We start from the raw sequence: 16111 nt of genomic DNA on the forward strand, positions 1-16111 counted from the left end.
ATGACGCTCGCAAACAAAATTACTATACTCAGGATAATACTCATACCGCTTTTTATCATAGCGTTGCTTCAAAAATGGAACTGGGCGGTTCTCTTGTATATTCCCATAATGCTCAGTGATTGCGCCGACGGACTCATAGCCCGCGTGCGCAAAGAACAGACCCAACTCGGCGCTTTTCTCGACCCTATGGCCGACCGGCTGCTGCTGATATTTACGTTTCTTACGCTAAGTTATCGCGGTATGTCCCCCAGATGGTTTTTGGTTCTGGTGCTCAGCAGGGATTTTCTGGTTGTGATAGGATGGTTCCTGTTTTTTTTCATAACGAACAAAAAAGACGTATCGCCGCGCGTCAGCGGAAAGATTGCCGTCGTAATGCAGATGTTCCTTGTGCTTTTCGTGCTGGCCTCGCCCCACGGCGCGGCAATGGCCGGAACCTCGCATTTTGTCGGTTACTTCCTTTACGCGGCGGCGGCTGCGACTGCTTGGTCGATTTTGGACTATGCATTTCACGGAATAAAAAAGTTTTCATAAACCCTATACCCTATACCCTAGACCCTAACCCATAGACCCTAAATATGCTTGAACGTGTGGTAATAGCCGGCCGCCCGAACGTCGGGAAATCGGCCCTTTTCAATCGAATCACTTCGACGCGCCGCGCGCTTGTCTCGGACGTGTCCGGCACCACCATCGACTACATAGAGACCCAAGTCGATTGGGAAGGAAAAAGATTTATTCTGGCCGACACCGGCGGATGGGAACCCTCGCCGCCCGACATCGTCCATAAAAAAATGCGCGATATCGCCGACCGCCTCGCCGCAACCGCGGCCGCCGTCATATTCGTGGTCGACGCCAAAACCGGTATCACGCCCGACGACGAGGCCTTCGCCGCGCGCTTGCGCCGCCTCGGCCGCAAGGTTCTCCTGACCGTCAACAAGGCCGACACGAGCGAACGCGCGGACACTGCGTCGGAATTCTGGCGTCTGGGACTTGGCGAGCCGATTCCCGTAAGCGCCGCGACGGGACGAAACATCGACGGACTTTTAGACGCCGCCGCGGAATTTCTGGCCCCCTGCGAAATCTCGGAATCTTCCGCCCGCGTTCCCAAAGTGATAATTCTGGGACGTCCAAATGCGGGCAAATCCACGCTTCTGAACCGTCTGGCCGGTATGGAACGTTCGGTGACCGACCCGCGCCCGGGCACCACGCGCGAGAGCGTGGACATAGCGCTCGACATCGACGGGCGCAGAATAATTTTCACCGACACGCCGGGAATCGCGCGCAAGAGAAAGTTTTCCGGCGTTCTCGACTATCTTTCTTTCGTGAGCATGAACAAGTTCGTCGAAAAATCCGACGTGGCCGTTTTGCTGGCCGACGCTCTTGAGGGCATTACCAAAGCCGACGAGGCGCTTGCCGGACTTGTTGCCGAGTCGCACAAAGCGTGCGTGGTGGTGTTCAATAAATGGGACGCCGCCGACAATCGCGAGGATCTTTTCAAGCGGCTGACTTCGGAGTTCGAGAGTAAATACACATTTTTGGCGTACGCGCGTTTTACGTCGATATCGGCCGTGACCGGAATGAGAGTCCCGAATCTCATAGCGGAAATACTGGCCGCTTACGAGGCGTACAACTGCGTTATAGACAAGCGCGCCGTCGAGGACATAATAAAAGAGGCGATACGCAAAAGACCCGCGCTGCGCGAGGGAGAGAAACTTTCCTATAAAGGCATAGAGTCGGTCACCGCCTCTCCTCCGACGGTGGTAATATCGGTGAATAATCCGGCCACGGCGAATTTTTCCTATCGCAGATACCTTGCCAACCGTATCAGAGAGGTCTACCCTCTTAAAGGCGCGCCGCTGCGCATAGTGCTCAAACGCGCTGTCCACAAACAATCCAAAAAATAAACGGAGCAAAATTATGACGCCATACATCCTTGCCGCCCTGCTGGGATATTTCGCCGGCGCGGCGCCGTTCGCGTGGCTTTTGGCGAAAATATTCGCCGGCGTCGACCTGCGCGAAGTCGGCTCGCGCAACCCGGGCGCCACCAACGCATATCGCTCGGTGGGAAAAACTCTCGGCGCGGCGGCTCTTGCGCTGGACGCCTCAAAGGGCGCGGCGGCGGTGCTGGCGGCTTCCGCATTATTCGGCAACTATGCCGCCGATCCCGACCTGGCCGCCGCAATCGCGGGCATTTTCTGCGTGGTCGGACATACCTACACGGTTTTTCTTGGATTTAAGGGCGGAAAAGGCGTTGCGACCGCTCTGGGAGTTTTCGCCGCGCTGGCTCCCGCGGCCATAGCGGCGGGTTTCGTCGTGTTCGCGCTCGTCTACGGACTTACCAAATACGTTTCGGCGGGTTCTGTCGCGGCCGCCGCGGCGGTTCCTCCGACGGCTCTTGCGGCCGGTTATCCGCCGTCGACGGTGGCAGCCGCCTCGGTGGCCGCGCTTGTGATTATAATAAGACATCGCTCCAACATAATAAGAATCGCAAACAAGCAGGAGAGGAAAACGCCTCTATGAAAAAAACTCGCAAAATCTCCGCCGAATATTCCGCGTCTCCGTCGGCCGTCGGGAATATAGCGGTGCTGGGCGGCGGAACTTGGGGTTCCACGCTGGCGGCTATGCTTGCGGGCAAAAAATACAAAGTTTCTCTCTGGGAGTTCGATAAATCCGCGGCGCGGCGTCTTGCTGTCGGGCGTTCTCTTAAAAATCTGCCGGGTTTCAGATTGCCTTCTTCGGTCCGCGTGACGTCGCGCCTCGATGAAGTATTTCCCGCGGACATAATGGTCGCGGCGCTTCCGTCGTTCGCTTTCAAGAGCACGCTTGAGTCAGTTCGCGGAATTTTAAACGATATGAAAAGCTCTCGCCGTCCGGGAGTAATAATCGCCACCAAGGGCTTCGCGGGACGGGACGCCTCGCCGCTGTCCGTCGCAGCCAGACGCGTATTGCCGTCGGCCGACGTGGCCGTGCTCACCGGCCCGTCGCACGCCGAAGAGGTCTCGCGGCGATTTCCGGCGGCGGTCGTAGCGGCTTCGGCGTCGAAATCCTTCGCCGAAAAAACTCAAAAAATATTCTCGACGGAGAACTTCAGGGTTTACGTCAACACCGACATTTGCGGCTGCGAAACCGCCGGAGCGCTTAAAAACATCTACGCCATAGCCGCCGGTATAACGGACGGACTTCGTCTGGGCGACAACGCAAAGGCGGCTCTGGTGACGCGCTCATTAAGCGAAATGTCGCGCGCCGGATGCGCGTTGGGCGGCAAGCGCGAAACTTTCGCGGGATTGGCCGGAGCCGGAGACCTTATCGTTACTTGTTATTCAAGCCACTCGCGCAACAGACGTTTGGGGGAAATGATAGGCGCGGGCCTAACGCTTCAACAAGCGCTCAAATCCATGACGATGGTGGCCGAAGGCGTTTACGCCGCCCGCGCCGTCGAAAAACTCAAAAGCAAATTCGGCATCGACACTCCCATAGCCGACGAAGTCCGCGCGATACTTTTCCGCGGCAAATCTCCCCGAAAGGCCGTCGCCGATCTTATGACGCGCCCGCTTAAAAACGAATTGTGACCGCTGCGCGAAAACATCTTGCCGCCGGATTCGTCGCGGCGCAACTCTCGAAACACGCAATAACAATCAAATCGCGTTCTATATTGCCATACGGCGAACAGTTTCTCATCGCCCGCGGCGCGGAGCGCGCGGTCATCAACGTTTATTCGGGCAAAAAGGGGACGAAAATCGTTCCGCAGGGCGCCTCCGCCGCATTAAAAAAAACAATAGGCGAAATATTCTGCGGATATGTCTCCTCGACCGCGGTTCCCGCGGTCGTGATATCGCCGAAAAAACCCTACATCGGCTCTGACGAATCCGGCAAGGGCGACTACTTCGGCCCTCTGGCCGTGGCCGCTTTTTTATCGGACGCGGCGACGGACAAGTCGCTTTCGGCCTCGGGCGTGCGTGACTCTAAAAAACTTACCGACGAGGCCGCGCTGAGAATAGCCGCCGCCATAAAGTCGGATTTTGCCGCCCGTTGCGCGGTCGTGGTTCTTGAGCCGGTCGAATATAATGCCGCCTACGCGAAAGAACTCTCCCGAGGAGGAAACCTCAACACTCTTCTGGCGCGCCTGCACGCCGATGTCATAAGACGTCTGGCCCCGACGTCCGCCGGACGCCGCCCCGACGTCATAGTCGACGCCTTCGCGAAATCCGGCGCGGCGCGCGATATGATATCGGCAGTATCGGCGGTGCCGCCGCAAAATATTCGCATGTTGGAACGCGCCGAAAGATATCCGGCCGTGGCGGCCGCATCCGTCCTGGCCCGCGCCGCGTATCTGGAAGGACTTTCGCGCCTCGCCAAGACGCGCGGAGTTTATCTTCCCAAGGGCGCCGGACGCGAAGTTTCCGCCGCCCGCAGAAAAATTTTGGAAACTTCCGGCCAAACCGTCCTCGGTCTCGTAGCCAAGACGTCTTTTAAGATTTCCTGAAATATTTTCGCCCTCCGTTACAATTCCGTTACAATCCACTGCTACAATAAGTTCACAGTCGCCCCCACGGCCGTAACGCGACGCATCATGCCCGATGCGTCGTCCGGCCCGTATCTGACCGCCGTTTAGCGCGGATTAAACAGAGGCGACTTTTGAGTATCAAAAAAAATAAAATTCTGGCAGGCATCACGTTTTATCTTCCGCCCGACGATCTCTCCAAGCGTTCCATTTTCGCCGCATCCCGCCGCCGCGGCTACGACGCAACCGTAAAAAAAATTCTTATATTCGAGGAAGATGAAGAATTGTCGTCGATGGTGGAACAGGCGTTCTGTGTGTCGGGAGGATTCAAAGTAATGATCTACGGTGTTTCCGCCCGACCCCTTGAAAAAATAAGGCGATTCAATCCCGACGCCGTCATTCTCGACCTGAATATTTCACCGGTATCGGGATGGGACGTGATAAAAATGATCAGGCATGACCGCGTGTATTGCGAACTGCCCGTAGTTCTGGTAAGCGGACACTATAAATCGGCGGCCGACATTTCATCGGGATACGAGGATTTCTGCGCCGACGGCTACGTCGTAAAACCGTTTTCGCCGGCCGTAATGGTTTCGCTCGTCAAATCCATACTCCGCAGAGCGTCGAAGGCCCCCGCGCCGCCGACGGGTTCGCACTTTCGATTCAACGGTTTGCTCATAAACCAGGGCCGCCACGAAATATCATCGGGCCGCATCAAGGTAAATCTTACGCCGATGGAATTCGCATTGTTCGTTCATCTGTCGAAAAACGCCGGACGAATCTGCTCGCGCGCCGAACTTATATCGGTAGTGGATACCCGCGCCGGCGAAACTACTTGCACCCGCGCCATAGACAGGCATATCGCCTCTATCAGAAGAAAAATAAGCGGAGCCAATGTCCGCATAAGGTCGGTGTACGGGGGCGGCTACATCATGGAAGAATCCGCTCATCGTTAGAAACAGCCGCACATAGTTTTAAAGGCGGAGCGCCGGCAACAACCCCGCTGGTCGGCGCCCGCCTTTTTTTTGTCAAAATGGCATTGACGGATATATTCGACGGACGCAAACCCAAAAGACCGCTTACTTCGACACCACCCCCGCAATTCTGTAGCGGGCGGCACGCCGTAGTTTGGCGGGACTATGCGCCTAAATTGCGGAATTGCCATTCGTCATGTTTGCGGGATAGCAATCCCGCCGCTACAAAGCGAAAATCCCCCTCCGTCCCCCTTTAAAAAAGGGGGATATAGGGGGATTTGGTTTTTGACGCCGCCATTACACAAAGGACAGTCGAAGAATAAAGCAAAAATCCGCTGAATTTTATATAATCTGCTTTCCGAATTGTCATTGCGCGTATCAAATCATCTAAAATGTAACCCTGCCCAAATCATGTAGGGGCGAAAAATCTTTCGCCCCTACAAACGGAACATTATAGGATTTAACGACGAGATTGCCTCGCAATGACAAAACATAAAATATGCCTCTTATGACTTCATTTTTGAATACAATAGTCAACACTCAGCGCGAACGCATTGAGCGCTCAAAAAGCCGCGTAAGCCCCGTCGGGATGGAAGCTGCCGCGTATTCGGCCGCGTTAAAACCGCCTCTTGATTTTGCCGCTTCATTGAAAAAAACGGGAACCCGCGTAATCGCCGAAATCAAAAAATCCAGCCCGTCCGCCGGCTCAATACGTCCGCTTTGCGACACTAAGCAGATCGCCGCGCAATACGCCGTCGCGGGAGCGGCCGCCATATCCGTGGTAACCGAAGAAAAGTATTTCGGCGGGGACATCTATAATCTCATCGACGCCCGCGAGGGCGCTCCATCGACGCCTCTGCTCAGGAAGGATTTTATCGTCGATATTTATCAGATTTTTGAAGCGCGGCACTTCGGCGCCGACGCGGTTCTGCTCATCAAAAAAATTCTTTCCGACGATGAATTCCGGCGTTTGGCCGAAACGGCGAGGTCGCTTAAAATGTCCGTTCTTGCCGAAACACACGACGAAAAAGAGCTCGACGCGGTTCTGTCTTCCGGCGTCGACTGCGCCGTAGGAGTCAACAGCAGGAATCTCGACACTTTTGAAATCGACGCTGCCGCCACCGAAAAACTCTTAAAGAAAATACCCTCGACGGTTACGGCCGTGGCCGAAAGCGCTATAAAATCAGCCGAAGATATCATCCGGCTAAAATCCGCGCGGGGCGGCGGTCAGATGGCATTTTTAATAGGTTCGGCTCTTATGAAACATCCGGAGCCGGGGCGCAAGTTGTCGGAGATAATATCGGCGGCGGGCGTATAGGAAAAATAAGGAAACGTAATATGAGATTGTTGAAAAATCTATTTTTTGACCATTTTGTCATTCCCGAATGCCTACCACGAATGTTTTTAGCGGGAATCTACCCAAAATGTCATTCCCGAATGTTTTTATCGGGAATCTACTATAACCTTAAATTCTGGATTCCCGCTGGAGTTTATCCCGCTGGATTCCGTGTCAAGCACGGAATGACAAGCGGGACGGGAATGACATAACAAGGATTTTTCAACGGTCTCAATATGCTGAAAGTAAAAATATGCGGCATCACAAATCTCGACGACGCTAAAATGGCGGCCTCAATGGGCTACGATTATGTCGGCATGGTGTTTCACGAGCCGAGCCCCCGCAATGTTTCGGCGGCCACCGCAAAAAAAATAGCCGACGCCGTGCGCGGCATAGTTTCCGCCGTCGGAGTATTTGTCGACGCTCCGCCGGAGAATGTGCTTAAAATCTCGAAAAAATGCGGCCTGGCGGCTGTTCAACTGCACGGAAACGAATCCGTCGAATACTGCGCCGCGCTGAAAGAATCGCTCGCGGCCGCCTTAACCGGCGCGGCCGTCATCAAGGCCTTCGCCGCGGCCGACGGATCCGTAATCGAGAGGTTAAAAGAGTATATGTCCGTCGCGGATTACATATTGCTCGACGCTCCGCCGTCGGGAGATTTTCCCGGCGGAACGGGGGAAACCTTTGATTGGGCAATAGCGGCGGAGGCGGTAAAAACCGGCGCTAAAATATTTCTGGCCGGAGGTCTTAATCCGACGAACCTGGCCGAGGCCGTGGAAAAATCGGGTCATCCTTACGCAGTCGACGTCTCAAGCGGCCTGGAGCGTCTGCCCAGAAGAAAGGACTACGATAAAATGATGTCCTTCATAAGAACGGCCAAAAAACTCTGATCGACTTTATGGTTAAACGCAGACAAAAACACGATTATAAAATTTTCCCGTCCGACGGTTTCTGGGGGGATTTCGGCGGCAGGTTCGCGCCCGAAACGCTCATCGCGCCCCTTGATGAAATCACAAAAGGTTTCAAAATCCTTTCCCGCGACGGCAAATTCCGCGCGCGCCTGGCAGACCTGCTGAAAAACTTCGCGGGACGACCCACGCCGCTCTACTGCGCGTCCAATCTTACCCGACGGTGGAACCGCGCGCGTCTTTATCTTAAAAGAGAAGATTTGCTGCACACCGGCTCGCACAAAATAAACAATACCGTCGCTCAGACGCTTCTGGCTCTCACCCTCGGAAAAAGAAGAATCATCGCCGAGACGGGAGCCGGACAACACGGCGTGGCCACGGCAACCGCCGCCGCGCTTTTCGGCCTGGAATGCGAAGTATATATGGGTTCCAAGGACGTGGCCAGGCAGGCGCCCAACGTGGAACGCATGCGTCTTTTGGGGGCAAAAGTCGTTCCCGTCAACTCCGGTTCGATGACTTTGAAGGACGCCATTAACGAAGCCATGCGCGACTGGACGGCGCGTCCCGCCGATACTTTTTATGCGATAGGTTCCGTCGTGGGGCCGCATCCCTATCCGTCGATGGTTGCGTATTTTCAGTCGGTGATAGGAACGGAAGCGCGAAAACAAATCCTCAAAGCCGAAGGCAAACTCCCGAGCCATCTTGTGGCCTGCGTCGGCGGCGGATCAAACGCCATAGGTCTTTTCCGGTCTTTCTACCGCGACACCGGCGTGGCTTTTATCGGCGTGGAGGCGGCCGGTCGGGGACTTTCATCGGGAATGCACGCGGCCACACTTTCAAAAGGTTCGCCCGGGATTCTGCACGGCGCGCGTTCCTATGTGCTGCAGAATAAATCAGGTCAGATATCCCAAACACACTCCGTTTCGGCGGGGCTGGACTATCCGGGCGTAGGACCGGAACATTCTTTCTACAAGGACACGGGACGGGCCCGCTACGCGGCCGTCGACGACAGACGGGCTTTGGCGGGTTTTCATCTGCTGTCGCGCGCGGAGGGAATAATCCCGGCGCTGGAGCCGTCGCACGCGCTGGGTTATCTCGACGAACTTATGCCGCGCACCAAAAAAGGCGACTCGGTAATTTTGTGTCTGTCGGGTCGCGGCGACAAGGATTTGGACATAGTGGCCGGAATTGAAAAATGATTAAAAAATCTTCCGAGAAAAAACTTGCGATTTACATCACGGCCGGACTGCCGACTGTATCCGCGTCCGTTGAGATTGCCCGCGCCGCAATATCCGCCGGAGCCGATATAATCGAACTGGGCGTTCCGTTTTCCGACCCAACCGCCGACGGAAAAACCATTCAGCGCGCGTCGCAAAAGGCGCTTGAGAGGGGAATCGACCTTTCAAAAACATTCTCGATTGCGCGCAAACTTAAAAATGCCGGAGCGGACGTTTATCTGATGAGTTATCTTAATCCTCTGACGGCTTACGGCGCAAAACGGCTCGATACCGACACGATAAGCGCGGATGTGTCCGGATTCATCATACCCGACCTCACGCCGGATTCCGCCGCATCTATGAGACGCAAGGGTCTGCCGCTGCCCGAAAAAATCGTGTATCTTGCGGCTCCCAATACGCCCGCCGCCCGTCTCAAAAAAATCGCCGCCTCGTCAAGCGGCTTCGTCTATGCCGTATCGCTTTTCGGAGTGACCGGCGCCCGACGGGAGACAGCTCCGCGTCCGCCGGCAAAGTTTCTTGAAAAACTTCGCGCGCTGTCCGCCGGCAAACCTGTGCTGGCGGGCTTCGGGGTTTCTTCGCCCGCCCGCGCGGCGGCCCTTGCGGAATTCGCGGACGGAGTGATTATAGGTTCCGCCGTAATGGAGATTATTGAAAATACTCCCGCGCGGCGCGCGCCGGAGGCCGTGGGCGATTTTGTCGCCGCCTGCAAAAAAGCCATCAAAAAAAAGAGGTCACGCTAATGCCGCGCACAGAAGAAAAAAACAAGCCGGAAAGCATAAATCTCTGGAAAAAGTGCCGCTTTTGCGACGAAATAATTTACGAGAAAGAACTCACCGAAAATTTCCGTGTCTGCCCGAAATGCGGAGGATATTTCCGCCTGAACTCCCGTCAGAGAATAGCCATGCTCGCGGAGGAAAATAGTTTCAAGGAAACGATTACCGGGCACCGGAGCGCCGATCCTCTGAAGTTCCCCGGCTACGCCGAAAAGCTCTCTAAACTGCCCGCGGGCGATGCCGTGCTGGCGGGGACGGCGCTTGTGGGAAAAAACGAAGTCGTTATAGCCGCCATGGATTTTGAAGTTATGGGCGGAAGCATGGGCTCGGCCGTCGGCGAGGCGGTTACAGTGGCGGCTGAAGCGGCCGCAAAGTCGGCAAAACCGCTGATAGTTGTATCGTCGTCCGGCGGAGCGCGAATGCAGGAGGGCATAATTTCGCTGATGCAAATGGCCAAAACTTCGGCGGCGATATCCAAACTCGACGAAGCGGGCGTGCCTTTCATATCCGTGCTGACGGATCCCACCACCGGCGGCGTGAGCGCATCTTACGCCATGCTGGGCGACGTAAACATCGCCGAGCGCGGCGCGCTGATTTGTTTCGCGGGACCGCGCGTTATAGAGGAAACCATTAAGCAAAAATTGCCCGACGATTTTCAGAAAGCGGAATTTCTCGAAGAACACGGGATGGTCGATATCGTCTGCGAAAGGAAAAATCTTAAAAGCACCGTCTCAAAAATCCTTGACATTCTGGGCGCGGCCTGAAATCCGATGGCCCGCCGCGTTGTAGCAGCATACGGACGGAATCGTGCGCGGAAGGCGCCGGCGAACCTGTTTGACAACTGGGCGCAACGGGAATACACGCTCATCAAGCCGGGGCTCGAAAGAATTCGGAGTTTTATAAATCTCGCGGGGTTGAACCCGCGGGCGTTTAAGATAATCCACATAGCCGGCACCAACGGCAAAGGAAGCGCGGCGGCTTATCTTGACTCGATACTGCGCGCCGCCGGCGTAAAGACCGGACTTTATACATCCCCGCATCTTATCCGCGCGGAAGAAAGAATAGTTTTCGACGGTAAACCCGTCGGGCGCGGTCGGCTTTTTGAACTCTACGGACGTTTCCGCGCGAGCATAGAGAAATCCGGCCTGACATTTTTTGAGACGATGACCGCGCTGGCCGCGGCGCACTTTGCGGATTGCGGCGCGCAGGCGGCGGTTATGGAGGTAGGCGTCGGCGGCGCCTACGACGCCACCAACGTTTTCGGCGACAAAGCCGTGACGGTCATAACCGGAGTTTCCGTAGATCACGTGGATTTATTCGGACCGCGCACGGAAGCAATGATAGCCGAGGATTTGGGCATAATAAAACGCGGCGTACCGCTTGTCGTCGGACGTCTTAATCCGCGCCTTGCGGCAATGGCTTTTGCGGCGGCCCGTCGCGCCGGCTGTCCGATTTATGCGGAAGGACGGGATTTTAAGCCGTCCGCCGTCTCGACGGACTGGCGCCGGATGCGGCAGGCGTTCGATTACCGTCAGAAAGCGTCGGTGATTCCGCGGCTGGAAATAGGTCTGATGGGGTCTTATCAGATCGGCAACGCCGCGGTGGCCGTCAAGGCGGCTCTTGAAACTTCCCGCGTTTTTCGCGGAGTGGACGAAGCCGCCGTAAGAAAAGGACTCTCTCTCGCCCGATGGCCCGGCCGCTTCGACGTCAGAAAATTCGGCGGCAACACGATTATCGTCGACGGAGCGCATAACGAAGACGCCATGCGGCGTTTCACGGCGGATTATCTTAAATCCCCGTTCGCCTCAAAAAAAAGCGTGTTCGTTTTCGGGGCGCTTCGCGGCAAAAACCATCGCGCGATGGCCGGATCGATAGCCCGCGCCGCGGATTCCGTGGCCGTCCGCGCGCTCGACGGCCCCAGAGCTCTCGGCGCCGACGAGATATCGGCCGTTTTCAAAAAAATATTAAAAACTCCGGCGCGGATAATCTCCGGCCCCGGCGGACTTAAACAATTTTTGCGCAAGAAAACGCCGGCGAACATAGTCATCGCCGGATCTTTGCGGCTCGCGGGCGAAGCGCTCGCCATAATCGTGGGAAACCGGAGGACGTAAAATGAACATCGTCGAGAAAATCAAAAGCGGAAAGGCGAAGGTGGCCGTAATCGGTCTTGGTTACGTGGGGCTGCCTCTGGTCAGAGAATTTTTGTCCGCGGGATTCAACGTGACGGGTTTGGACATTGACGTTGAAAAAATTCGTATGCTTAAAGCGGGCAAAAGCTACATAAAGCATTTTGATTCGTCGATCGTAAAAAAATGGAGGGCGCTCGGACGCTTCCATCCCACGGTCGATTTTGCCGCGCTCAAAGCCGCCGACGCGATAGTAATATGCGTTCCCACTCCGCTTGGCGCTCATCACGAGCCCGATCTCTCGTATGTTCTCGATACAACGACGGCCGTGGCAAAATATCTCAAACGCGGCCAGCTTGTAGTGCTTGAATCAACCACATATCCCGGCACCACCGACGAGGATATGAGATCGATTCTTGAAAAAACCGGTCTTAAAGCCGGCAAAGATTTTCATCTGGCTTTCTCGCCGGAGCGGGAAGATCCCAATAATAAAAATTTCACGACACGGACGATTCCCAAAGTAGTGGGCGGATACACCGCCGCCTGCCTGAAAGCCGCCAAGGCGCTCTACGACAGCATTGTGGAGACGACCGTGCCTGTTTCGTCGACGAAAGCCGCCGAAGCGGCCAAACTGCTCGAAAATATCTATCGCGCGGTGAATATCGCGCTCGTTAACGAGCTTAAGATGCTCTTCGACAAAATGGACGTCGACGTTTGGGAAGTCATAAAAGCGGCGGCCACAAAGCCGTTCGGATTTCAGGCGTTCTATCCGGGGCCGGGGCTGGGCGGACATTGCATCCCCATAGATCCGTTTTATCTGACATGGAAGGCGCGCGAATACGGTTTCGCCACCCGCTTTATCGAACTGGCCGGGGAAATAAACACGAAGATGCCGGATTACGTCGTCGGAAAAACAATAGAGGCGCTGAACGCTCAAGGCAAATCAATCGCCGGAGCCAAAATACTCATTTTGGGCCTTGCGTATAAAAAAGACATAGACGACGTGCGCGAATCTCCGTCGTTCAAAGTGATGGAACTCCTGGAAGAAAAGAAAGCCCGCGTGGATTACAACGATCCCTACGCTCCAAAAACCCCCAGGATGAGAAAGTATTCGTTCGTGAAAAAATCCGTCAAACTGAGCGCGGCCGCTCTTGGGCGCTACGACTGCGTGATTGTGCTGACCGACCACACGGTTTACGACGGGGACTTCATCGCGAGGCATTCGCGGCTCGTCGTGGATTCCAGAAATCTCGTCAAAAACCGCAAACGCTGGGGTTCCAAGGTGGTGCAGGCTTGAAAACCCTCGGCATAGATGTGGGCGGAACGCGCATCAAATCCGGATTGCTCGGCGCCGGCGGCAAAATCATCCGTCTGCCTTCGGTGGATTTTAACGCGGACCCCGCCGCAATATTCAGAGCCGTCAAAAATTCCGCAGGCATGACTTCCGCTTACGCGCGCGTCGGCGTAGCCGTTGCGGGGGACATTGACACCGCGCTGGGAATCGTCCGATTCAGCCCTAACCTCGGATGGAAAAACGTACACATAGGAACCATAGCCCGCAAAATACTGGGGAAACCGGTTGTCGTCGAGAACGACGCCAACGCCGCGGCCATGGGGGCATGGATGCTCGACGGCGCTAAGCGCTATTCCGACATTGTTTGCGTCACTATGGGCACGGGCGTGGGCGGAGGAATAATCGCGGGGGGCAAACTTCTGCGCGGCGCGACGGGTTCCGCCGGAGAAATCGGCCACATGACCTATAAACCCGACGGCGTAAAATGCTCCTGCGGCAACAGCGGATGCTTCGAGCGATATCTGGGCCGCGACGCGATAGTCGCAAGATTCCTGGAGATTTCCCGACGACGGAAATCCGGTTCCGCAAAGAACGTCACGCCCATGACGGTAGCGGCGCTTGCGGCCGAAGGCGACCGCGCCGCGCTTGAAACCTGGCGGCGGACGGGCGAAATACTCGGCGTGCTTCTGGCCGACATAGTCGACGCGCTGAATCCGTCGGCCGTAATAATAGCCGGAGCCGTTTCGCGCGCGGCTGATTTTTTTCTTCCTGCGGCCGTCGCCGAGATGAGAAAAAGGGCGTTTAAACATCCCGCGCGAAGCGTTCGGATAATGGTCACCGGCCACGACGATATTCTGGGCGCCGCAGGCGCGGCGCTTATCGCCTCCGCTCCTTCCAAAAAATGAAATTTTCTGTCTTTCGCCCATCATCGGCAACAAAAATAATTCTACCGGCGGCATTTATTCTTCTTTCGGCGGCGCGCTGTTTGGCGGCGCCGTCAGCCGACGTAAAAAAATCTTCCGCCGCGCGGGCCGTCGCTGCCGCGGCCGAAAGCAATCATCCCGTAGAAATATCGGCCGATATCGTAGAGTACGACACCGAGGGGCATATCGCCCGGGCGAGCGGCAACGTCGTGATAATGCAAGGCGGCACAAAGCTGGAATCCGACGAGGCCGAGGTATTCATAGACAGAAATCTGATATACGCCGGCGGAAACGCCAAACTCACCCGTGAAGGCGCGGCGATTTTTTTCTCCACGGGAAGTTTCGGCTCTTCCGACGAAACAGGTTTGATGTCCGACGCCAGAGGATTCGCGGGGTCGTGGACATTTACCGCCCGCCGGCTCAAACGCAGCGGCTTAAAATTGTATGGCTCCGGCGCGACTTACACCAATTGCACCCTGACTAAGCCGCACTACCGCATCCACTCGACGCGCCTTACCATAGTCCCGCGACGTTTCGTGAGCACGACCAACGCTTTCTTTTTCGTCGGCTCCGTGCCTGTTTTCTGGCTGCCGTACTGGTGGCATTCTCTGGGCGACGGCCCTCTGAACGTGGCCGTTGAACCCGGATACAACAACAAGGACGGATTCGACGCCAAAACGCGCACATCTTACAATTACAGCGATCATGCCCGGACGGTGTTTTTGGCGGATTATTACGGTAAACGCGGCAACGGTTTCGGCGTTGATTCCGCCCACTCCTTCTCCAAAAAACACAAGTCGGCCGTGTACGCTTACAAAATAAGGGAAGAAACCACGGGTGTCGACAGGTGGTCGGCGCAGGCGTATATGTGGCAGAGTATATCCGAAGATTGGTCGGCGCGCTCCGAAATAAAATACTCCAGCGACGAGTCGTTCAACGAATCGTATTTCACCGAGGCGTGGAATCCCGTGCAGCGGGAGGTCAACTCGAACCTGTTTTTCGCCCGTCAGTCGACGGTGTCGTACCTGAATATCGGAGTGCAAAGAAGACAGGTGTACGATCCCGAAACGGTGAGCTATCTTAACGCCCGCACCGAAGCGCCGTCCGTCACGTACACACGCTACAGAATGGAACGGATTTTAGGTTTCTACCCGCAGTATACTTTGGGCTATCAGAAACTTTCCATCGGGCACGAGGCGCCGTATTTGTCGATATTGTCGGCGAACGCTTCCGCCGCATCGCAAAAAAAAATCGGCAATTCCATGGTGCTGTCGCCGGTCTTCGGAATCAACGAGGCGTACACCGAACAGTCGTCGAACACTTACATTCTTTCCGGCAGTTATTACGCCGGTTCGGGTATGCGCTGGTATTGGCTGCGCGCGGCTTTTCTGGACTTGAACTACGGTTATACCCAAAGATTCCTGCCGGACACGTTTATCGTCGACAAAGATGGCATCGGGCGAAATGACTTCACTACCGCGCTTTATACTTTCCCCGTGTCCGGTTTGTTCTGGAAAATATCGGGCGGGTTTGATTTTTTAAGAGAAACCCCCAAGCAGCTTTCAAACGAAATAAATATCTCCGGCGGCAAGCATTCGTTTTTTCTCAACGTAAATCACGATTGGGCCACAAAAGAGTACCGGAACGCTCTGGCCGTCTGGTCGTACGGAGAAACCGCGTCCATGAATATCTATCACAATGCCACATCCACGAATACTTTTGGCATCGGCGCGGAATTGAGCGTACCAATAGGCAAAAGTATCGCGGTTACATTACAATTGATAGGCAATCTGGAGGATGAAAAGTTTATGCCTCTTTCCCGCCAGATTAAGCTCAATTACGACCTTCACTGCTGGAACTTGTGGCTGCTGTACCGCCGGCGGGAATCCCTGCTGCGCGACCCTGTCGACGAATTTTTCTTTAAGCTCTCCATGAAAATGGGGGAGATTTCCGCCGTCCGGCGGCTTGAGATAGAAAAGGAAGTTTACCCCTGGCGCAAGTAGCGTCCGCCTCAAAAACAGTCGCCCCGGGCGGCGTGGTT

Annotated in this window: 15 protein-coding genes; all 15 read left to right on the forward strand. The window is 55.4% G+C overall.

What is annotated here, in order from left to right; all coding sequences use genetic code 11:
- The 15 genes from CVU77_01610 to CVU77_01680 all read left to right on the forward strand — a co-directional run bounded on the left by CVU77_01610 (position 1) and on the right by CVU77_01680 (position 16073).
- Entirely contained in the window at positions 1–531 is a 531-nt protein-coding gene (locus CVU77_01610) for a CDP-diacylglycerol--glycerol-3-phosphate 3-phosphatidyltransferase (GenBank protein PKN02144.1), read from the forward strand.
- Between the two features lie 44 nt (positions 532–575).
- Entirely contained in the window at positions 576–1901 is a 1326-nt protein-coding gene (der, locus tag CVU77_01615) for a ribosome biogenesis GTPase Der (GenBank protein PKN02145.1), read from the forward strand.
- A gap of 13 nt (positions 1902–1914) precedes the next feature.
- Positions 1915–2517, forward strand: a complete 603-nt coding sequence (plsY, locus tag CVU77_01620; GenBank protein ID PKN02146.1) for an acyl-phosphate glycerol 3-phosphate acyltransferase — start codon at positions 1915–1917, stop codon at positions 2515–2517.
- On the forward strand, positions 2514–3566 hold the full coding sequence (gene gpsA / locus CVU77_01625; protein PKN02147.1) for a glycerol-3-phosphate dehydrogenase: 1053 nt from the start codon (positions 2514–2516) through the stop codon (positions 3564–3566). Before plsY ends, gpsA begins: the two co-directional genes overlap by 4 nt.
- Positions 3560–4480: a hypothetical protein gene (locus CVU77_01630; GenBank protein PKN02148.1), complete on the forward strand. Its 921-nt coding sequence runs from the start codon at positions 3560–3562 to the stop codon at positions 4478–4480. The genes gpsA and CVU77_01630 overlap by 7 nt, the downstream gene beginning before the upstream one ends.
- A gap of 152 nt (positions 4481–4632) precedes the next feature.
- A complete protein-coding gene (locus tag CVU77_01635; GenBank protein ID PKN02149.1) occupies positions 4633–5454 on the forward strand; it encodes a hypothetical protein in 822 nt (273 codons plus the stop codon).
- Between the two features lie 517 nt (positions 5455–5971).
- Complete coding sequence (locus CVU77_01640; protein PKN02150.1) at positions 5972–6790, forward strand: indole-3-glycerol-phosphate synthase TrpC; 819 nt, start codon at positions 5972–5974, stop codon at positions 6788–6790.
- A gap of 254 nt (positions 6791–7044) precedes the next feature.
- A complete protein-coding gene (locus CVU77_01645) occupies positions 7045–7698 on the forward strand; it encodes an N-(5'-phosphoribosyl)anthranilate isomerase (protein PKN02151.1) in 654 nt (217 codons plus the stop codon).
- 8 nt (positions 7699–7706) lie between these two features.
- A complete protein-coding gene (gene trpB, locus CVU77_01650) occupies positions 7707–8915 on the forward strand; it encodes a tryptophan synthase subunit beta (protein ID PKN02152.1) in 1209 nt (402 codons plus the stop codon).
- Positions 8912–9694 (forward strand): tryptophan synthase subunit alpha, encoded by a 783-nt coding sequence (gene trpA, locus CVU77_01655; protein ID PKN02153.1) that lies wholly within the window; start codon positions 8912–8914, stop codon positions 9692–9694. Before trpB ends, trpA begins: the two co-directional genes overlap by 4 nt.
- Positions 9694–10491 carry an acetyl-CoA carboxylase carboxyl transferase subunit beta gene (locus CVU77_01660; GenBank protein PKN02154.1) on the forward strand — a complete coding sequence of 266 codons (798 nt, stop codon included), beginning with the start codon at positions 9694–9696 and terminating at the stop codon, positions 10489–10491. The genes trpA and CVU77_01660 overlap by 1 nt, the downstream gene beginning before the upstream one ends.
- A 6-nt stretch (positions 10492–10497) precedes the next feature.
- The gene (locus tag CVU77_01665) at positions 10498–11838 is read left to right on the forward strand and encodes a hypothetical protein (protein PKN02155.1); all 1341 of its coding nucleotides are present in this window, start codon (positions 10498–10500) and stop codon (positions 11836–11838) included.
- 1 nt (position 11839) lies between these two features.
- Positions 11840–13150, forward strand: a complete 1311-nt coding sequence (locus tag CVU77_01670; protein PKN02156.1) for a nucleotide sugar dehydrogenase — start codon at positions 11840–11842, stop codon at positions 13148–13150.
- On the forward strand, positions 13018–14052 hold the full coding sequence (locus tag CVU77_01675; protein ID PKN02157.1) for a hypothetical protein: 1035 nt from the start codon (positions 13018–13020) through the stop codon (positions 14050–14052). Before CVU77_01670 ends, CVU77_01675 begins: the two co-directional genes overlap by 133 nt.
- Positions 14049–16073, forward strand: coding sequence for a hypothetical protein (locus CVU77_01680; protein ID PKN02158.1), 2025 nt, complete (start codon positions 14049–14051; stop codon positions 16071–16073). Before CVU77_01675 ends, CVU77_01680 begins: the two co-directional genes overlap by 4 nt.
- Positions 16074–16111: the final 38 nt, after the last annotated feature.

It is taken from the genome of Elusimicrobia bacterium HGW-Elusimicrobia-1 (assembly GCA_002841695.1).
Taxonomy (GTDB): Bacteria; Elusimicrobiota; Endomicrobiia; order PHAN01; family PHAN01; genus PHAN01.